The 18644-nt window shown below is 68.7% G+C and carries 16 protein-coding genes and 1 tRNA gene; 2 read left to right on the top strand and 15 right to left on the bottom strand.

Features of this window, described 5'->3' with window-relative positions; all coding sequences use genetic code 11:
• Positions 1-38: 38 nt before the first annotated feature.
• From ABNX08_RS07365 to ABNX08_RS07415, 11 genes are all read right to left on the bottom strand, one after another.
• A complete protein-coding gene (locus ABNX08_RS07365; protein WP_022534534.1) occupies positions 39-1019 on the bottom strand; it encodes a tripartite tricarboxylate transporter substrate binding protein in 981 nt (326 codons plus the stop codon).
• Between the two features lie 68 nt (positions 1020-1087).
• Positions 1088-2275, bottom strand: coding sequence for a lipid-transfer protein (locus ABNX08_RS07370; protein ID WP_022534535.1), 1188 nt, complete (start codon positions 2273-2275; stop codon positions 1088-1090).
• A 34-nt stretch (positions 2276-2309) separates the two neighbouring features.
• A complete protein-coding gene (locus ABNX08_RS07375; protein ID WP_022534536.1) occupies positions 2310-3449 on the bottom strand; it encodes an acyl-CoA dehydrogenase family protein in 1140 nt (379 codons plus the stop codon).
• A 110-nt stretch (positions 3450-3559) separates the two neighbouring features.
• Entirely contained in the window at positions 3560-6340 is a 2781-nt protein-coding gene (locus ABNX08_RS07380) for a LuxR C-terminal-related transcriptional regulator (protein ID WP_374063652.1), read from the bottom strand.
• A gap of 158 nt (positions 6341-6498) precedes the next feature.
• The gene (locus ABNX08_RS07385; RefSeq protein WP_349604631.1) at positions 6499-6909 is read right to left on the bottom strand and encodes a DUF3830 family protein; all 411 of its coding nucleotides are present in this window, start codon (positions 6907-6909) and stop codon (positions 6499-6501) included.
• An 18-nt stretch (positions 6910-6927) separates the two neighbouring features.
• A complete protein-coding gene (locus tag ABNX08_RS07390; RefSeq protein WP_022534539.1) occupies positions 6928-8118 on the bottom strand; it encodes an amidase in 1191 nt (396 codons plus the stop codon).
• 34 nt (positions 8119-8152) lie between these two features.
• Entirely contained in the window at positions 8153-9169 is a 1017-nt protein-coding gene (locus ABNX08_RS07395) for an ABC transporter ATP-binding protein (protein ID WP_349604629.1), read from the bottom strand.
• A gap of 9 nt (positions 9170-9178) precedes the next feature.
• Positions 9179-10210 carry an ABC transporter ATP-binding protein gene (locus ABNX08_RS07400; RefSeq protein ID WP_349604627.1) on the bottom strand — a complete coding sequence of 344 codons (1032 nt, stop codon included), beginning with the start codon at positions 10208-10210 and terminating at the stop codon, positions 9179-9181.
• Between the two features lie 3 nt (positions 10211-10213).
• Positions 10214-11101: an ABC transporter permease gene (locus tag ABNX08_RS07405; protein WP_349604625.1), complete on the bottom strand. Its 888-nt coding sequence runs from the start codon at positions 11099-11101 to the stop codon at positions 10214-10216.
• A gap of 15 nt (positions 11102-11116) precedes the next feature.
• Complete coding sequence (locus ABNX08_RS07410; protein WP_022534543.1) at positions 11117-12067, bottom strand: ABC transporter permease; 951 nt, start codon at positions 12065-12067, stop codon at positions 11117-11119.
• 124 nt (positions 12068-12191) lie between these two features.
• Positions 12192-13814, bottom strand: a complete 1623-nt coding sequence (locus ABNX08_RS07415) for an ABC transporter substrate-binding protein (protein WP_349604719.1) — start codon at positions 13812-13814, stop codon at positions 12192-12194.
• A 236-nt stretch (positions 13815-14050) separates the two neighbouring features.
• On the opposite strand from ABNX08_RS07415, the gene ABNX08_RS07420 reads away from it, so the two are divergent.
• Positions 14051-15298 carry a Zn-dependent hydrolase gene (locus tag ABNX08_RS07420; protein WP_349604623.1) on the top strand — a complete coding sequence of 416 codons (1248 nt, stop codon included), beginning with the start codon at positions 14051-14053 and terminating at the stop codon, positions 15296-15298.
• 47 nt (positions 15299-15345) lie between these two features.
• On the opposite strand, the gene ABNX08_RS07425 is transcribed toward ABNX08_RS07420, so the two are convergent.
• From ABNX08_RS07425 to ABNX08_RS07435, 3 genes are all read right to left on the bottom strand, one after another.
• Complete coding sequence (locus ABNX08_RS07425; protein ID WP_022534546.1) at positions 15346-15693, bottom strand: hypothetical protein; 348 nt, start codon at positions 15691-15693, stop codon at positions 15346-15348.
• Positions 15694-15855: 162 nt separating this feature from the next.
• Complete coding sequence (locus ABNX08_RS07430; RefSeq protein WP_349604621.1) at positions 15856-16662, bottom strand: IclR family transcriptional regulator; 807 nt, start codon at positions 16660-16662, stop codon at positions 15856-15858.
• 264 nt (positions 16663-16926) lie between these two features.
• Positions 16927-17013 (bottom strand) — tRNA-Leu (locus ABNX08_RS07435).
• A gap of 264 nt (positions 17014-17277) precedes the next feature.
• Between ABNX08_RS07435 and ABNX08_RS07440 the strand changes: the two genes are divergently transcribed.
• Complete coding sequence (locus ABNX08_RS07440) at positions 17278-17655, top strand: VanZ family protein (RefSeq protein ID WP_041681339.1); 378 nt, start codon at positions 17278-17280, stop codon at positions 17653-17655.
• A 12-nt stretch (positions 17656-17667) separates the two neighbouring features.
• Here the strand turns inward: ABNX08_RS07440 and ABNX08_RS07445 are convergent, their stop codons facing one another.
• A complete protein-coding gene (locus ABNX08_RS07445) occupies positions 17668-18525 on the bottom strand; it encodes a 23S rRNA (adenine(2030)-N(6))-methyltransferase RlmJ (protein ID WP_022534549.1) in 858 nt (285 codons plus the stop codon).
• Positions 18526-18644: the final 119 nt, after the last annotated feature.

The raw sequence follows: 18644 nt of genomic DNA on the forward strand, positions 1-18644 counted from the left end.
GAATCCTGTTCGGTTGGTAGTGCAGGGCAGCGCGGCGCTCAGCGCGTGCTGACGTCGTAGGTCTTGACCAGCTCGCCGTAGCGCACCCGTTCCGAGGCGATCATCGCGCTCATGCGCTTGCCCGGCTCGGCCAGCACTTCGGCATAGCCCGCGCGCGCGGCGAAACTGCGGAATTCCTGCGTGCGGAGCGCCTTCAGCAGCGCCGCCTCGAGCTTCTGCGCGACCGGCTCGGGCGTCTTGCTGCTGACACCGAACCCGATCCAGACCGACAGCTCGTAGTTAGGCACACCGCTCTCGTGCAGCGTCGGCACGTCGGGCAGGTCGGGGTGGCGCGTCCTGGTGGTCACGGCCAGCGGGCGCAGCTTGCCGGCGCGCAGCAGCGGCAGCGCGCCGCCGACGTCCAGCAAGGCCACGTCGAGCGCACCGCCCATCACGTCGGTCTGCACCTGCGCGGCGCCCTTGTACGGGATATGGTTCAGGTCGATGCCGGCCATCTGCTGCAGCTGCAGCGCGCCCAGGCGGTAGTGGTAGCTGTAGTTGGCGATGCTGAGCGCGTGAGGCTTCTTGCGCGCGGCGCTGACCACATCGGCAAAGCTCTTGTAGGGCGATTGGCTGCCGGTCACCAGCACGGCCGAGGCGCGGATCGCTGAGGCCAGCGGGCGGATCTCGCGCGGATCGTAGGGCAGCTTGTCATTGACCAGCGGGTTGATGACCATCGCGCTGGGCGAGATCATCAGGATGCTGTAGCCGTCGGCGGGCGCGTTGAGCAGGCTCTGCACGGCGATCACGGTGTCGCCGCCGGGACGGTTCTCGACCACGGCAGGCTGGCCCAGGTCCTTGCCGACCAGCTCGGCGACGACGCGGGTCACGGTGTCCGAGCCGCTGCCCTGCGTCAGCGGGACAATGAAGCGCAGCGGGCGCGAAGGGAAATTGTCGGCGGCGCCCACCGGCAGCGCCGGCAGCAGCAGCGAGCACGCCAGGCCGAGGCCCAGCACGCGGGAAAGGATGGAACGTTTCATAGCTGTCTCCTTGCGGGGCGCTGCCGCGTGCCGGGGTGCACGCGGCGTGCCTCGTCGTTTTTTTCTGGTCAGTTCTTGCCGTACAGCGTCACCACGCAGGCGCCGCCCAGGCCGAGGTTGTGCTGCAGGGCCAGCTTCACGTCCGGCACCTGGCGCTGCTCGGCGGTGCCGCGCAGCTGATGGGTGAGCTCGTAGCACTGCGCCAGTCCGGTAGCGCCCAGCGGATGGCCCTTGGAGAGCAGGCCGCCCGACGGGTTGACCACTACCTTGCCACCGTAGGTGTTGTCGCCGTCCCTCACGAACTTCTCGGCGCCGCCTTCGGGGCAGAAGCCGAGGGCCTCGTAGGAGATCACTTCGTTGTGGGCGAAGCAGTCGTGCAGTTCGCACACGTCGATATCCTCGGGGCCGATGCCGGCCTGCTCGTAGACCTTGTTGGCGGCGGCGCGCGTCATGTGCGTGCCGACATAGTTCAGCATCGAGGGCGGGTCGAACGAGGCGGGCGGATCGGTGGTGAGCGCCTGCGCCACGATCTGCACGTCGGTGCGCAGCCCGTGCTTGCTGGCGAAGCGCTCGGACACCAGGATCGCCGCGGCACCGCCGCAGGTCGGCGGGCAGGCCATCAGGCGCGTCATCACGCCCGGCAGCAGCTCGACGTCGTTCATTACGTCTTCGGTGCTGACGACCTTGCGGAACAGCGCCAGCGGGTTGTTGGCGGCGTGGCGGCTGGCCTTGGCGCGCACCGCGGCAAAGGTCTCCATGCTGGTGCCGTAGCGCTGCATGTGCTCGCGGCCGGCGCCGCCGAAGGTGCGCAGCGCCTGCGGCAGGTGTGCCATGTCGGCGGTCAGGCCGTGCATGATCGGTTGGAAGCGGGCGCGCGTGACGGGACGGTCATCCCAGTGCGACTTCAGCGCGCCGGCCTGCATCTGCTCGAAGCCCAGCGCCAGCACGCAGTCGGCATCGCCGCACTCGATCGCCTTGCGCGCCAGGTAGAGCGCGGTCGAGCCGGTCGAGCAGTTGTTGTTGACGTTGATGATGGGGATGCCGGTCATGCCGACTTCATACAGCGCGGTCTGCCCGCAGGTCGAATCGCCGTAGACGTAGCCGGCAAACGCCTGCTGCACGTGCTCGTAACCGATGCCGGCGTCGGCCAGCGCGCGGCGTGTGGCTTCGGCGCCCATTTCGGTGTAGCTCAGGCTCGCGCCGGGCTTGGCGAAAGGGATCATGCCGACGCCGGCAACCAGGACTTTCTCGCTCATGATGGTTCCTGAAGGAGGGGTAAGGAGGGTGGGTTCAGAGCTTGCGCGCGATCAGGTCGCGCAGCACTTCGCTGGTGCCGCCGAAGATGCGGGTCACGCGCATGTCGACAAAGGCGCGCGCGATCGGGTATTCGAGCATGTAGCCGTAGCCGCCGTGCAGCTGCACCATGTCGTCGATGCACTTCCACATGGTCTCAGTGGCGAACAGCTTGGCGATGGCAGCCTCCTGCAACGACAGCTTGCAGGTCATGTGCTTGCCGATGTAGTAGTCGACCATGGTGCGCACCGCCACCGCCTGCGCCTTGACGTCGGCCAGCTTGAACTTGGTGTTCTGGAAGTCCCACACGGTCTGGTTGAAGGCGCGGCGGTCCTTCACGTACTGCAGCGTCAGCTCGAGCTGGCGCTCCAGCTTGGCGGCGCAGTAGACGGCGATGATCAGGCGCTCCTGCGGCAGTTCTTCCATCAGATGGATGAAGCCGCCGTTCTCGTTGCCGATCAGGTTGCCGACCGGCACGCGCACGTTGTCGAAGAAGAGCTCGGCGGTATCGGCGGCGTGCTGGCCCACTTTCTCCAGCTTGCGTCCGCGGCGGAAGCCCGCGCGGTCGGCTTCCACCATGATCAGGCTCACGCCCTTGGCGCCCGCGGACGGATCGGTCTTGCAGACCACCACGACCATGTCGGCATTCAGGCCGTTGGAGATAAAGGTCTTGCTGCCGTTGATGACGAATTCGTCGCCGTCGCGCACGGCGGTGGTACGGATCGACTTCAGGTCGGAGCCGCTGCCGGGCTCGGTCATGGCGATGGCCAGGATCTTCTCGCCACGGCAGATCTCGGGCAGCCACTTGCGCTTCTGTTCCTCGGTGCCCAGGCGCACGATGTAGGGCGCGGTGATATCCGAGTGCACCGAGAAGCTCGGCCCGGAAATGCCGGAGCGGTGGTATTCCTCGGCCAGCACGGCGGAGTGGCCGAAATCGCCGCCTCCGCCGCCGTACTCCTCCGGCACGGTGACGCACAGCAGACCCTCGCGGCCGGCCTTGCGCCAGGTCTCGCGGTCGACCACGCCGGCCTGGTCCCAGGCCGCCTGGCGCGGCAGGCATTCACGCTCGAAGAAGCGGCGCGCCGTTTCCCTGAACATCTCGTGGTCTTCGCGGTAGACGGTGCGAATGATTTCCATCGATGGCTCCCGAATTGACTGGTGGACGGCAGCGGTGTCGCTGCCTCGATGGAACCAGTTTGGCGCGGGGCGCGCGGGAAGTCCCTACACCGGTGGTGTAGGGTGGGCAGTCATGGCGCGGGCGCGGGCTGGCGCGTTGCCCCGGCATCGCGCAGCCGGGCAACCGCTTCGTCCCGGCCGGCGACTTCGAGCTTGGCGTAGACGTTGCGCAGGTGCCACTTCACCGTGTCGAGCGACACATTGAGAATACGCGCGATCTTCTTGTTGGGCATGGCCTGGGCGAGCAGCCCCAGCACCTCCTGCTCGCGCTCGCTGAGGCTGGCGAGGCGGGCCGCTACTTCTGGCTGGGCCTCGGCGATAACGCGTGCGGCCGGCCCGGCGGCGTCGACCAGCCGCTGCGCGTAGAACGCCAGCACCGGGTCGAGGGTGTCGTCGCCGGCAAGTGCGGCCAGCATCGCCGGCACCTGGGGCGAGGCGTCGAGCAGGCTGCGTACCAGGCCGTGGCGGTGGCCGATGCGCAGCGCGTCGACCAGTTGGCGGCGGGCCGCGGCGGCGTCGCGGCGGCCGTGGTGCGCGAGCGCCATCAGCACGCGCACGCTGGCCACGCGCGACCAGCGCCCGCCGGCCTCGGACAGCGCCGCCAGCGGTTCCAGCCGCGACAGCGCCCCGTCGAAGTCGTTGTGGTGCAGGCACATGCCGATGCGTGCCAGGTCGGCGTGGACGCGCACTTCCCAGGCGGTGCTGCGCACCGCGCCGGCATGCCGGGCGGCCAGCGCTTCGAGCCGCAGCAGGGCGCCGTCGGCCCCATCGATATTGCCGTCTTCCAGCAGGCGGCGCGAGCGCTGGTACAGCGCGGCTGCGACCAGCCGGTCAGCACGGCGGCGCTGTCCGCAGCGCTCCAGACAATCCAGCAGGGCCAGCGCGCCGGCGCGGTCGCCCGCGAGCCAGCGGCTGCCGGACAGTGCCAGCAGCGCCCGCAGCACGGTGTCGGGGATGGAGATGCGCCCCAGCACGTCCATGCGCGCCTCCAGCAGGCTGGCCGCGGTGCCGACATCGTCAAGCTCATACAGGGTCTCGCCGAGCAACGCCGCCGCCATGCAGGCGACGCCGGCATACGCGGGTCCGCGCTGGTCGGCCTCGGTCAGCACTTCCTGAAACACGCGCTCGGCCACCAGCACCTTGCCTTCGACGGCGTGGGTCATGCCGCCCATGCAACGCCCGAGCAGCGTGCCGCGCGGGGCGCCGTCGCAGGGGGCGCCGTCTTCGATCACGCGCCGGGCCAGCTCGTATTCGCCGCGGAAGATGTGCATCCACGACAGGATGTTGCCGCGCCCGGTCAGGGTAAAGTCGTCGGCGCCGGCGGGTATGCGCTGCAGTTCGGGCAGCAGCATGGCCACGCCGTCGGAATCGTCGCGCTGCAGAGCGATGCTGCCGCGCAGCAGCGCCATGGCGTAGCGCTCGCGCGGACCCAGGCGCTCGGGCTGGGCCTGCATCCGCTGCAGGCTGTCATGCATGCCGTCGACGTCGCCCGCGTACATCTGCAGGTGGGCCTGCACCAGGAGCAGGCCGAAGCGGGCCCGAACCTGCTCGGCGGGAAGTTGCCGCATCAGCGCCGCAAGCTGGCTCAGTTCGCCGCGCGCCAGCAGGCTGTGCGCGCAGCCGTGCACCAGTTCCGCGGCCGCGTTGGCGTCACCTGCGAGCACGGCGTGCCGCACGGCTTCGTCGATATCGCCATGTGCACGGAACCACTGCCAGGCCGCCGCATGTATTGTCGCCAGTTCATCGTGCGGCAGCTTGTCCAGGCGGCCGAGCAGCACTTCGCGCAGCAGCGGGTGAAGCCGGTACCAGGTTTCGCCGTGGCGGGCATTGCCGACCTGCGCGATAAAGAGGTCATCGCTCGCCAGGTGCGTCAGCCGGGCGTTGATCTCCGCGGCCGCGTCGGGCCGGCCCAGCAGCGTCGCGCACAGCGCGCCACAGAAGCGGTGGCAGACCGCCATGCGGGTCAGCAGGTGCAGGTCGCCCACGTCCAGCCGAACCAGCACTTCGCGCTCGAAGTAGTGCGCAAAGGCCTGCGCGTCGCGCACCTCGACCGGGCGGTAGGCGCCGCCGCGCTTGCCCTTCAGGTCGATGGCAAAGAGCTGCAGCCCCGCAGCCCAGCCGTCGGTCAGTTCATGCAGGCGGCCGGCGTCATGCGCCTCGATGCGGCCAAGCTGGTCCTGCAGGAAGCGCGCCGACTCCTGCGCCGAGAAACGCAGGTCGGCCAGCCCGAAAGTGGACAGCAGCCCTTGCGAGCGCAGCCGCGCCAGCGACAGCGGCGGCGCGGTGCGCGATGCCAGCACCACATGGAGCTGCGGCGGCGCATAGTCGATCAGCCAGCGCAGCGCCAGCAGCGCGCCGGGATCGTCCAGGTGGTGGACGTCGTCCAGCATCAGCACCAATTCGCGCTTACGGGCGGCAATGGCGCGTACCAGTGTGATTACCCAGTGCTCCGCCGCGGACTGGTTGCCATCGCGCCCCATCAGCAGCCAGGCATCGCGCACGATGGCCGCATCCACGGTCGCGAGGCTGGCCACCAGTCCGTTGAAGAACGCTGCCAGGTTGTTGTCCTCCGCCTCCAGCGACAGCCATGCCACGTCGAAATCGAGCTTCAGCAATGCCTGCCGCCACGCCACCAGCGTGCTTGTCTTGGCGCAGCCGGCGGGACCCTGGATCACCACGCAGCGCTGGCGGCGCGCTTCGGTCAGGCGCGCCAGCAGCGCCTCGCGCGGCATCAGCGGGCGGGCGCCGCGCGGTGGCACGAGCCGGGTCGGGGCGACGGTAGAAACGACGCTGTCGGAATGGGCGGGAGGTGCGGGGGATGTCGCTGCGGGGCGCGCTCCGGCGTGGGGCATGCTGGGTTCCTCAGGGGCAGCCGGCGCGGCGGGGCCGCGCCGATGCGTTGAGGGCATTGTAGGAGCGCCGCACGGGCTGGCGGCACGGGCCAGCGGCGGCCCCCCTGACGCGGGTGGGCCTGGCTCAGCGGCTTATCCGCCGCTGCGAGACGTCAGCGTCACGCGAGCGCGAATTCGATATCCTGCGCGCCTTCCCACAGCACCTTCGTTCCCAGCGCCCGCAGGTTTTCCTTGCCCTCGACCACGGTCAGGAAATGGTTGCCGGCCAGTTGTCCCATCTTGCTGGCAAAGCAGCAGCTGCCGTAGGCCAGGATGATCTCGGTCTCGCTGTAGCCGCCCGGGTAGAACAAGATGTCGCCGACGGACGGATGGCTGGTGTGGTTCTCGAAATCCACGCCGAGCCGGAACTCACCCAACGGGATCCAGCAGGCTTCTCCGCTCCAGCGCACGTGGATCAGCTTTTCGCGGTAGGGCAGGAGTTTGAGGAAGGCTTCGACGGTCTTTGGGGCGTCGGGGTTGGTCTCGGCGACAAAGTTGTAGCCGCCAGCGGTGATGCCGATGCGGGCCATATTCCGTCCTTGTTTGACTCACGCCTGTTTCGCCATGATAGCCTCGGCCAGCGCGACCAGGCTGCGGTCGCTGCCGGCGGGCCCGAGTAGCGAGATGCCGAGCGGGGCGCCGTCGCGGCCCGCCAGCGGCAGGCTCAGTTGCGGGAAGCCGGTCAGCGGCGTCAGGCACAGCGTGTGGGCGGCGAGGTTGCGGTAGGTCTCCAGCGACTCGATCGGCTCGGCGCGCAGCGGGGCGATATCAGGCATGGTCGGCAGCACCAGCACGCCGTCCTGGCCCAGCAGCCGGCCCAGGTACGCAGTGAAGTCGCGGCGCACGGCGCTGGCTTCTTCCAGTTGCGTGCGCGTGACGGCCTTGGAGAAGGCGAAGCGCGCCGCGACGTCGGCGCCAAGCTCCAGTCCATATTGCTCGATCAGTGCGCCGTCGCTCTGCCACGCCTCCCATCCCTGCACGTAGCGGAATGCCCACCACAGTTCGGACAGCGGCCGGTCGGCTGCCGTCACCGGCGACGCCTTGCCGAGCGCGGCCTCGATCCTTGCGATGGCCGGCTCCAGCGCCTCGCGCGCCTCGGGCGTCGGCTGGGTGAAGAGGTCGGTCGCAATCAGCAAGCGCGGCGTGGTTGGCAGCGGTGCCGGGTCGGCGCCGAACATCACGTTGGCCACGCGCGCGAAGGTGCCGATGTCGCCCGCGAAGAAGCCGCAGGTATCCAGGCTTTCGGACAGCGGCAGGCAGCGCTCCAGCGAAATGCGCCCGTGCGTGGGCCGGATGCCGAACAGGCCGCAGTGGCTGGCCGGTGCGCGCACCGAGCCGCCGGTGTCGGAGCCTAGCGCAAAGTCGCACAGCCCGTTGGACACGGCCGCGGCCGAGCCCGACGACGAGCCGCCGGTGATGCGATCCGGCGCCGCGCCGTTGACCGGGCGGCCGTAGTGGGCGTTCTGGCCGTTCATCGAGAAGGCCAGCTCGTCGGTGTGGGTCTTGCCGACGAAGGCGGCGCCGGCGTCCAGCAGCCGCCGCACGGCCGGCGCCGTGGTGGTCTTGATGCCTGAGCGCGCCAGCACGTGCGGGTTGCCGCCGCCGGTCGGGTAACCGGCCACGTCGAACAGGTCCTTGACGGCGAAGGTCAGGCCCTGCAACGGGCCGCTGGCGGCGTGCGGGACGGCGGCGCCGGGGTAGGGCATGAAGGCGCGGGCGGGATGGGTGGCAAGCGTCATGGATGAATCCTGGAAACGTTGGTGTTCAGCAGGCTTATGCCGCCGTGGCGACCGCCGGCTCAGTGGCCAGCACGCAGCTCACGCGATGGCCGTAGCCGACTATGACCGGTTGCGGCACCTCGGCCAGGCATGCCGGCCGCGCATGCGCGCAGCGCGGCGCGAAGGTGCAGCCGGGCGGCAGCGAGGCAAGGTCGGGCGGGGCGCCGCCGATGGTCTGCAACCGCTGGCCGCGCTCCATGCCATGCTGGCGGCTTTGCAGCAGCGCGATGGTGTACGGGTGGCGTGCCTCGCGCATGATGGAGCGGATCGGACCTTCCTCGACGATGCGCCCGCCGTACATCACGGCGACACGGTCGGCGATCTCCACCGCGGCGCCGATATCGTGGGTGACGAAGACGATGGACAGGCCCAGCTCGCGCTGCAGTTCGCGCAGGAGGATCAGCACCTGGATCTGCACGGTGGCGTCGAGCGCGGTGGTGGGCTCGTCGGCCAGCAGGATCTTGGGGCGCGCCGACAGCGCCAGCGCGATCATCGCGCGCTGGCGCATGCCGCCCGACATCTCGTGCGGATAGGTGGCCAGGCGCCGTTCCGGGCTGGGGATGCGCACGGACTCGAGCGCCTTCAGTGCGCGCTCGCGCGCCTCGGCGGCTGAGACCTTGTCGTGGGTGCGGATGCACTCGACGATCTGCTGGCCGACGGTGTAGACGGGGTCCAGCGCCAGCAGCGGCTCCTGGAACACCATCGCCATGGTGCCTCCGCGCAGGCGCGACAGCGCGTGCTTGTCCAGCGACGTGACGTCGGCGCCGTCGACACGGACCTGGCCTTCCACGCGCGTGCGGCGCGGCGGGTGCAGGCGCATCAGCGCGCGCAGCGTGACGCTCTTGCCCGAGCCGGATTCGCCGATCAGGGCCACCGCCTCGCCGGCGCCGACGTCGAGCGAGACGCCGTTGACGGCACGGATGGTCTTGCCGCCGCCGGAGAAGGTGACGCGCAGGTCGCGGACCGAGATCATCGGCGCGCCTGGCGGGTTGTTTTGCGGGGTTGCGGACATGAGGGCTCCTCAGGGCGCGGTGGCCAGCAGGCAGGACACCGTATGTCCGGCGACCACGTCGGTCAGCTGCGGCTCGCGCCGCGCGCAGACGTCCTGCGCCATGGCGCAGCGCGGGTGGAAGCTGCAGCCGGACGGCGGGTTGATCGGGTTGGGCGGGTCGCCCGCCAGCGGCGCCACCTCGGTGCGGCGATCCGGGTCCATCGACGGCATGGAAGCCAGCAACGCGCGCGTGTACGGATGCGCCGGGCGGCGGTAGATGGTCTCGGTATCGCCGATCTCCACCACCTTGCCCAGGTACATCACCATCACCCGGTCGCACAGGTAGCGGATCACATTGAGGTCGTGGCTGATAAAGACATAGGTCAGGTCGAACTCCGCCTTCAGGTCGAGCAGCAGGTTCAGCACCTGCGCTTCCACCGACTTGTCGAGCGCCGACACCGCCTCATCCAGGATCACCAGCCGCGGGCGCAGCGCCAGCGCGCGGGCGATATTGACGCGCTGGCGCTGCCCGCCCGACAGCTCGTGCGGATAGCGCCCGGCAAAGCGCGCCGGCTCCAGCCCGACGCGCTGCAGCAGGTAGCGCGCGCGCTCGGTGGCCTCGCGCGCCGGCACGCCATGCACGCGCGGGGTGAAGGCAATCGATTCCTCGATGGTCAGGCGCGGGTTCAGCGACGAATAGCTGTCCTGGAACACCATCTGCACCTGGCTGCGGAACTGCTTCAGCGGCAACTGCGCCGAGCCCACGCCCTGCGCGTCGAAGATCAGTTCGCCGCTGTCCTGCCCGGTGAGCTGCATCAGCAAGCGCGCGGTGGTGGACTTGCCGCAGCCGGACTCGCCGACTACGCCAAGGGTCTCGCCCTTGAGCACGTCGAAGCTGACGCCGTCGACGGCGCGTACCGACGCGGCGCGCTTGCGCAGCCCCGGCACGCCGGACTTGATCGGGAAGTGCTTGACCAGCTGGTGGGCGATCACCAGTGGCTGGGCCGGGCCGCCGACGTCGCGGCCGGCCGGGGGAGGAGGGGCCTGCATCAGTGCTGGCATGGTTCAGTCCTTGATTTCCATGGCCGAGCGGATGCCGTCGGCCAGCAGGTTGAACGAGACCGAGGTCAGGAAGATCATTGCGCCGGGCAGGGCGGCGACCCAGGGCTGGGTGTAGATCGCCGTGCGCAGCGTATTGAGCATCAGGCCCCACTCCGGCTCGGGCGGCTTGACGCCGAGGCCGAGGAAGGACAGGCCCGAGGCCAGGATCATCGACACCGAGATCAGGCTGGTGGCGTAGACAAAGATCGGCCCGAGCACGTTGTTGAGCACATGCGCGCGCACGATGGTCAGCGACGAGGCGCCCGAGGCGCGCGCGGCATCGACGAACTCGCGGTTGCGCACCTGGGTTGTGACGCTTTCGGCCACGCGCACGATCTGCGGGATAAAGACGATGGTCAGCGACAGCAGCGCGTTGCCCACGCCGGCGCCCAGCGTGCCCGACAGCGCGATCGCCAGCAGCACCGACGGGAACGCGTACAGGATGTCGGTGAGCCGCATGATCACGGTATTGGTCCAGCCGCCGGCATAGCCGGCAACGATGCCCAGCGCGCTGCCGATGACAATGGCCAGCAGCACCGGCGTAATGCCCATGAACAGCGACAGGCGCGCGCCCAGCATCAGCCGCGACAGCATGTCGCGCCCCAGCTCGTCGGTGCCCAGCGGAAAGTGCTCGGTGCCGATCGGCTTCAGTCGCTTGAGGATGGACGAGGCATAGGGGTCGGCCGGTATCAGCACCGGCGCGAACAGCGCCATCAGCACCAGCGCCAGGAGCACCAGCGCGGCCAGCATGGCGAGCTTGTTGCGCAGCAGGCGCCGGCCCACCGTGGCCCAGTAACCGGGCGAGCGCTGCACCGCGGCCGCGGCGGTCGAGTTGTCGAGCGTCATTTCCATGGCGGGTCCTTTGCGCTAGCTGCGCTGGATACGCGGGTCGAACAGCGTCTGGAGCGCGTCGACCAGCAGGTTGAGCAGCACGAAGAACACCGCCAGCACGAGGATGGTGCCCTGCAGCAGCGGGAAATCGCGCTGGAAGATGGCGGCGTTGAGCAGGAAGCCGGTGCCGGGCCAGGAGAACACGGTCTCGATCAGGATCGAGCCGCCCAGCAGGTAGCCGAGTTGCAGGCCCATCACCGACAGCGCGGTCGGCGCCACGTTCTTCACCACGTGGCGGAATACGGCCAGATCAGACAGGCCGCGCGCACGCAGGCCGACGATGAACTCGTTGGCGAGGATTTCCGCCACCAGCGCACGCACCGTGCGCGCGACGATGCCCATCGGGATCACCGACATGGTCACCGCCGGCAGCAGCATGTACTGCATATGCTCCCAGTCCCACGCCCAGTCGCCCGAGCCGCCCGGACCGGCGCCGGTCGCCGGCAGCCAGCCCAGCAACACCGAGAACGCGATCACCAGCACCATGCCGAGCCAGTAGTGCGGGATGCTGACGCCCAGCACCGACAGCAGCGACGCGGTGCGGTCGGCCACCGAATCGCGCAGGTAGCCGGCGACAAAGCCGAACAGGCAGCCGAAGCTGAAGCCGATCAGCGTGGCGACGGTCGCGAGCCGCAGCGAATTGACCACGGCGGCGCCAACCTCTGTCATGACCGGCCGGCTGGTGGCGATGGAAGTGCCCAGGTCTCCCTGCAGCGCACGGCTGAGCCAGTGTACGAATTGCTCAAGGAAGGGCTTGTCGAAGCCGTAGAGCGCGGAGAGCTGGCGGCGCAGTTCTTCCGAGGCATCGGGCGGCAGCACCGACACCAGCGGATCGCCCGGCGCGATATGGACCAGCGAGAAGCACAGCAGCGCCACCCCGAGCAGGATCGGGAGGGCATACAGGATGCGGCGGAACAGGTATTGCATGGGAGAGTCCGGCAAGTTGAGGCGTGCGCGCGCAACGCGCGGTCACGCCGGATCAGACATGGCGGGATTGCCGGGCCGCGCGGCGGCACAGGGCAGCCGCGCGGCGTCCGGGGAAATTGCGCGCTCAGTCCATCGACATCGTCGCGATATCGATAAACCAGCTTTGCGGCTGCACCACGCCCTTGACCTTCTTCGAGATCGCGCGCGGGCCGACGTCATGCGCGATCAGCACGAACGGCGACTCCTCAACGATGCGGGCATGCAGCCTGGCCAGCGCCGCGTCGCGCGATTTCTCGTCAAAGGACGTGCGCGCGTTCTCGATCAGCTTGTCGAACTCGGCATTGCCGAAATAGCCCCAGTTGTTGGAGACCGGCGGCTGCGTCTTGGTGCTGACGAAGCGCACCATGGCAAAGAACGGATCCATCGCCGCGAAGCTGACGTTGATGGCATTGGCGCCGTGCGCGCTGGCGTCCTTGGCGCCGACGCGCCAGTTGGTGAAGAGCGTGTTCCACTCGACCACGTCGAAGTCGACGTCGATAAAGCACTCCTTCAGGTTCTGCTGCACGTACTCGTTCATCGGCAGCGGCTGCATCTGGCCGGAGCCCGACGCCGACACCTGTACCTTGACCTTGACCGGCTTGCCGGCTGAGTAGCCCGCCTCCTGCATCAGCTTGCGCGCGGCGGCCGGGTCGTACTTGATGTCGAACTTGGGATTGCCCCACCACGGGTTGCCGGACTCGACGATGCCCTTGGCCTCGGCCATGTAGCCGCCCAGCAGCGTCTTCAGCCCGCTGCGGTTGACGCAGAGGTTGGCGGCCTGGCGCACGCGCTTGTCCAGCCACGGCGAGCCGGGCGTGAACGACAGCTGCCACGGCCACATATGCGGCTGCGCATTGGCGTAGACCTGGAAGCCGCGGCTCTTGATCTGGGCGATCGCATCAGGCGCCGGTGCCTCGATCCAGTCGACCTGGCCCGACAGCAGCGCGGCGGTGCGGGCGTTGGCCTCGGGCATCGGCACCATCACGACCTTGTCGATCTTCGGCACGCGCTTCGCGTCCCAGTATTGCGCATTGCGCACCACTTCCAGGCGCTCGCGCGGCACGAATCGGCTCATCCTGAACGGACCCGTGCCGGCGGCGTCGGCGGCAAAGGCCACCCACGCCTGCTTGGAGCGCTCGACCGGATCGGTGACCGAGGCCGGCACCGCGGCGAATTTCTTCTCCCACTGCGTGGGCGAAGCCATGAACAGGTTGGTCAGGTTGTAGGGCAGGAAGGAATCCGGCTCGGAGGTGACCAGCTCGACCGTGAGGTCGTCGATCTTCTTCGCGGTGCGCAGCGTCGGCATGCGCGAGGCGGTCACGCCGACCTGGCTGGGATCGAACTGTCTGGCGCTCTTGTCCAGCACCTTGCCGACGTTCCACACCACGGCATCGGCGTTGAACGGCGTGCCGTCGTGGAACTTGACGCCGGGGCGCAGCTTGAACACCCACTTGGTCTTGTCGGCGGCGTCGACCTTCCACTCGGTGGCCAGCCCGGGGATCAGCAGGCTGGGCCCATTGCCCCTGGACAGGTCCCACTGCGTGAGGCCGTCGTACATCGGGATGCCGGAGAAGCGGTTGCCCTCGAAGCCCTGGTCAGGCTGGCCGAGCGTGCGCGGGATGTCGGCCGCGGTCATGCCGATGCGCAGCACCTTGTCGGCGTGCGCGGCGCCGGGCAGCGCCAGCAGAGACAGCGCAGCGGCACTCATGACGGCGGCGGACTTGAGGCCGGACTTGTGACCGGACTTGAGGCCATTCGCGAGAGGGGACTGATCGTGGTGCACAGGCTTGCTCCTGGGTTGGCTTGAAGGGACGGATGTCTGCAAAGCAAGTCATGTGCCACTGCGATGACATCGGACGTGTGGATCGAAGCGGGAACCGGTGGTCTGCTTCTTGCTGAACGAGGTCCCATCTCCAACCGAGCAACCGACCCAACCGAGCCGACATGGACCTGCTACACCTTCCCCGCATCAATGGCGCCCGCCTGTGGCAATCGCTGATGGATCTCGCCGCCATCGGCGCCACGCCCAAGGGCGGCGTGTGCCGCATCGCGCTGACCGACGCCGACCGCAAGGGGCGCGACCTGGTCGTGCAGTGGTGCCGCGAGGCGGGGCTCGAGGTCCGCGTCGACGAGATTGGCAATGTGTTCGCGCGCCGCGCCGGCACCGACCCGCACGGGCGCGCGGTCGCCACCGGCAGCCATATCGACACGCAGCCCTCGGGCGGCAAGTTCGACGGCAACTTCGGCGTGCTCGCAGGCCTGGAGGTCATGCGCACGCTCAACGACCTGGGCATCGCCACGCGCGCGCCGCTGGAGGTTGCGTTCTGGACCAACGAGGAGGGCACGCGCTTCACGCCGGTGATGATGGGTTCGGGCGTGTTTGCGGGCGAGTTCGATGCAGAGTTCGCGCGTGCGCAGACTGATCTCGATGGCGTGAGCGTGGGCAGCGCGCTGGAAGCGATCGGCTATCGCGGCGCGCAGCCGGCGGGCGAGGTGCCGGGCGGCATGTTCGCGGCCTACTTCGAGGCCCATATCGAGCAGGGGCCGGTGCTGGAAGCCGCCGGCCTGCCGATCGGCGTGGTCTCAGGCGCGCTGGGGCAGCAATGGTACGACGTGATTGTGACTGGCATGGACGCGCACGCTGGCCCGACGCCGCTGGCGCTGCGCCACGACGCGATGCTGGCCGCGGCGCGCATGGTCGACGCCGTAAATCGGATCGCGCACGACGAGGCGCCGCACGGGCGCGGCACCGTGGGCTACCTGCAGGTCGCGCCAAACTCGCGCAACGTGATTCCGGGTCGGGTCGAGTTCTCGGTCGATTTCCGCAACCTGTTGCAGGCAGGACTGGATCGCATGCACGTGGCCATGCATGCCGCGTTCGAAGGCATCGCCGCGGCCGGCGGCGTGGAGGTCGGGATCCGCCAGGTGGTCAAGTTCGAGCCGTGTGCATTCGCGCCGGAATGCGTGGACAGCGTGCGGCGGGCGGCGGCGGCGCTCGGCCTGCCGCATATGGAAGTGGTCAGTGGCGCCGGGCACGACGCGGTCTACGTCGCCCGGCGCGCGCCGACCGGCATGATCTTCGTGCCATGCACGGACGGCATCAGCCACAACGAGCTGGAGGACGCGCTGCCCGAGCATATCGAGGCCGGCGCCAACGTGCTGCTGCAGGCGATGCTCGCGCACGCGCGCTAGCACGCCGGCCGCACGCGGCGGCGGCCGGCGTGGCCAGCCCACTGCGCCTAGTTGCAGATCGTGCCTGGCACCGGCTTGCCTGAATTCGTCATGCCCTGGCAGTTGTCGCCGATCACCAGGCTGGTGTCCGAAGCCGCGGCCGGCGAGAGCTTCAGCTTTCCTGCCACGGTGCAGCATCCGCGCGGCGGCGGAGGCGCCGGCGTTCGCTTGGTCGTCGGCAACGGGGATGGCCCGCCGGCTTCCGCTGTCTCTTCGGCGTCGGGAAAAACGCACTGCCCTTGCTGGCAGATCCGCTCCCCTTTGCACTGCATGTCGTACTGGCACCCGGCAGCTTGTGCGAACGACGACCAGCCAGCGGTCATCGTGGCTGCCAACAGCAAAGCAGGAAATTTCATATGCCCTCCGATCGGGGCTGAGGTCAGGACTGGCGCAGCATGCGCAAGCTCGCAGTGCCGCCCCATCTTCAGAATAGATCGCAGGAGCGGTCCGCGAAAGCCGCTGACACTAGGGTGTTCTACCACTCCTCCCGGCGCAGGCTGCCGGCGCGTCGGCTTGTCTCAGTGGGCAATGGAACGCGAGATCGCCCACGCGCATTCGACCACCAGCGGCGCCAGCTTTTTCTGTGCCTCGGCCATGGTCCAGCGGCTCGCCGGCGGCGACACGTGCACCGCGCCGACGGCCACGCCCTGGCTGTTGACGATGGGCGCGGCCAGACCCATGTCGCCGATAAAAAGTTCCTCCTCGTTGCAGGCATAGCCCAGCTGGCGGCAGGCCGCGACCCGCTCGAAAATCGCGTCTACGTCGGTCAACGTCGCGGGGGTGCGCGCCACGCGCGCCGACTGTTCCAGCATCGCCATGACCTGGCCGTCCGGCAGCGTACTCAGCCAGGCCCGGCCCGAGCTGGTGCAATACATCGGGATGCGCATGCCCACCGGCGTCAGCACCGGCATGTGCTTGGCGGTCATCAGCTGCGCCACGTAGACCATGTCCAGCCCTACCGGCTCGGTCAGGTTGGCGGTTTCGCCGCTGGCCGCGGCGAGCTGGGAGAGGTAGGGACTCGCCACCGGGATCAGCGCGTCGGCCGCCAGGTAGTTGTAGCCGATCTCCATCACCCGAGGCGTCAGCCGGAAGCGGCGCGTCTGCGGATGCTTGTCGACATAGCCCAGCGCCTCCAGCGTATGGACCGTGCGCTGCGCCGAACTCTTGTTCATGCCGGTAAGCGCGGCCAGTTCCGCCAGCGTCAGCGTGCGATGGACGCCGTTGAAGGCGCGCAGGACTTCGAGGCCTTTTTCCAGCGACTGGTTGAACAACGGGTTGTCGCGGTCGGGGGCGGGCGAGGGCAGTTGGCCAGGCTTGGATGGCATGGTTCGGCGGGAAACCGACCGCAGTCGGGGGTGAGGTCATGGCCAGGTGTGGCACCAACGCCGGGACGGCTGCACCACGATGGCTGGATATTGCACCAATATACGAACGTATCGAATATCGATATGTGCGACTGAATGATAGCGCGGGCGAAAACGGCGAGAAAGGATTGGGATGCTTCGGCTGGGATGGCCGGCATCTGCGCCCCGTGAGGCAGAGGTCGATGGCGATACGGGATGTGGTCAGTCCGCCACAGAAAGGGCGGGTGGTGCGAGGGAGGGGACTCGAACCCCTACACCATTGCTGGCGTCAGGACCTAAACCTGGTGCGTCTACCAATTTCGCCACCCTCGCGGTCCTTGCGGCGCAGCCCGGGCGGGCGGCCGCGATGCTCGTTGGCGCGCGCCGGACAGGAAAGCAAAAAAGGCGGCTGGAACTGCCCGCCTTTCATCTGTCCGCCGCTGCCGGCGCCCGGTGTCGAGTCGACCCATGCCTGCAGCGCAACGAGGCTGCGGATTGTAGCGCAAGGCGCCCCGGGAATCCAGCCCTGCCGGGAAGGCACGCGGGCGATATATATTGATGGGTCACCAATGGCGGCGCCGCGCCCACCCCATGCCCATGCCTTCGCTCCTTGTCCCGAACCTGACGGCTTTCCGCTGGCGCCTGCTCTTCTGGGCGTGCGCGGCGGCCGTGCTGGTGCTCTCGCTGATGCCGCCAACGCAGCCCCTGCCGACCACGGGCTGGGACAAGACCAACCATATGCTGGCGTTCGTGGTGCTGGCGGTGTTGGGACGGCGCGCCTATGCCGGCCATGGCCTGGCTGTGCTGCTGGCACTGGTGGCGTACGGCGGGTTGATCGAGGTGCTGCAGGGGCTGACCGCCTACCGCGAGGCGGACTGGCTGGACCTGCTGGCCGACAGTGTCGGCGCGGCTGCCGGGTGCGCGCTCGACTGGCTGGCGCGCAGCCGGGCGCGGCGCGGCCCCCTGGCGCGGTAGGCAAGGATCGCCTCAGCTCTCCTCGGCTTCCAGCGTGAACTTCGCGCCGCCGTCCTGGCCGAGCAGATCGACCAGCACCGGCATGGCCTGCTGCAGCGATTCCTTCAGGTGCCACGGCGGGTTGACGATAAACATGCCGCTGCCGTGCAGGCCGAGGCCGCCCTCGACCGGATGCCTGACGGTCAGCGCTACATGCAGCCAGCTCTTGAGCGGCAGGCTCTTCAGCTGCACCGGCAGCTGCAGCGATTCGCGCCGCTGCACCTGCGGGTACCAGACCGCGTAGACGCCGGTGGCAAAGCGCTCCAGCCCGTCGCGCACGGTCTGGACCGTGCGGGCGTAGTCCTGCTTGTCTTCGTAGGAAGGATCGACCAGCACCAGCGCGCGCCGCGGCGGCGGCGGCAGGATTGCCTTGATGCCGCCGAAGCCGTCGCCGTCATACAGCATCACGCGGCGGCCGGCACCGCGGAAGTTGTCGCGCAGCACCTGGATTTCGGTGCTGTGCAGCTCGAACAGCCGCAGGCGGTCCTGCTCGCGCAGCATCTGCCAGGCCAGCCAGGGCGAGCCGGGGTAGTGGCGCAGGTTGCCGTCCTGGTTCAGCGCGCGGACTTGCGCGAGGTATTCCTCCAGCATCGGCGGCAGCACGGTGCCGCTGGCCTCGGCCTGCCACAGGCGTGAGATGCCGGTTTCGAACTCGGCCTTCTTCTGCGCATAGGCATGGTCCAGCGCGTAGAGTCCGGCGCCGGCGTGCGTGTCGATGTACCAGAACGCCTTGTCCTTCTGCGTCAGGTGCTCCAGCAGCTGCACCACGACGGCGTGTTTGAGGACATCGGCATGGTTGCCGGCATGGAAGGCGTGACGGTAGCTGAGCATGGTGGAGCGGGGGCGCCATTACAGCGCAAAATCAGGGCGCAGGGCGGTGAGGTCTGCGGGAAGGCCGCTATGCTACCATCCGCCGCCAGGTAGTTGTCCGGCCCCTCCCACGCCCTGGC

The organism is Cupriavidus sp. DF5525 (assembly GCF_040149425.2).
GTDB lineage: Bacteria > Pseudomonadota > Gammaproteobacteria > Burkholderiales > Burkholderiaceae > Cupriavidus > Cupriavidus pickettii_A.

Coding starts and splice junctions, on each gene's coding strand:
- ABNX08_RS07430 (WP_349604621.1), bottom strand. CDS start 16,662: ATGCCATCCAAGCCTGGCCAACTGCCCTCGCCCGCCCCCGACCGCGAC.
- ABNX08_RS07425 (WP_022534546.1), bottom strand. CDS start 15,693: ATGAAATTTCCTGCTTTGCTGTTGGCAGCCACGATGACCGCTGGCTGG.
- ABNX08_RS07385 (WP_349604631.1), bottom strand. CDS start 6,909: ATGGCCCGCATCGGCATCACCGCTGGCGGCTACAACTTTGTCGCCGAG.
- ABNX08_RS07420 (WP_349604623.1), top strand. CDS start 14,051: ATGGACCTGCTACACCTTCCCCGCATCAATGGCGCCCGCCTGTGGCAA.
- ABNX08_RS07375 (WP_022534536.1), bottom strand. CDS start 3,449: ATGGAAATCATTCGCACCGTCTACCGCGAAGACCACGAGATGTTCAGG.
- ABNX08_RS07400 (WP_349604627.1), bottom strand. CDS start 10,210: ATGCCAGCACTGATGCAGGCCCCTCCTCCCCCGGCCGGCCGCGACGTC.
- ABNX08_RS07445 (WP_022534549.1), bottom strand. CDS start 18,525: ATGCTCAGCTACCGTCACGCCTTCCATGCCGGCAACCATGCCGATGTC.
- ABNX08_RS07395 (WP_349604629.1), bottom strand. CDS start 9,169: ATGTCCGCAACCCCGCAAAACAACCCGCCAGGCGCGCCGATGATCTCG.
- ABNX08_RS07410 (WP_022534543.1), bottom strand. CDS start 12,067: ATGCAATACCTGTTCCGCCGCATCCTGTATGCCCTCCCGATCCTGCTC.
- ABNX08_RS07370 (WP_022534535.1), bottom strand. CDS start 2,275: ATGAGCGAGAAAGTCCTGGTTGCCGGCGTCGGCATGATCCCTTTCGCC.
- ABNX08_RS07415 (WP_349604719.1), bottom strand. CDS start 13,814: ATGAGTGCCGCTGCGCTGTCTCTGCTGGCGCTGCCCGGCGCCGCGCAC.
- ABNX08_RS07390 (WP_022534539.1), bottom strand. CDS start 8,118: ATGACGCTTGCCACCCATCCCGCCCGCGCCTTCATGCCCTACCCCGGC.
- ABNX08_RS07380 (WP_374063652.1), bottom strand. CDS start 6,340: ATGCCCCACGCCGGAGCGCGCCCCGCAGCGACATCCCCCGCACCTCCC.
- ABNX08_RS07365 (WP_022534534.1), bottom strand. CDS start 1,019: ATGAAACGTTCCATCCTTTCCCGCGTGCTGGGCCTCGGCCTGGCGTGC.
- ABNX08_RS07440 (WP_041681339.1), top strand. CDS start 17,278: ATGCCTTCGCTCCTTGTCCCGAACCTGACGGCTTTCCGCTGGCGCCTG.
- ABNX08_RS07405 (WP_349604625.1), bottom strand. CDS start 11,101: ATGGAAATGACGCTCGACAACTCGACCGCCGCGGCCGCGGTGCAGCGC.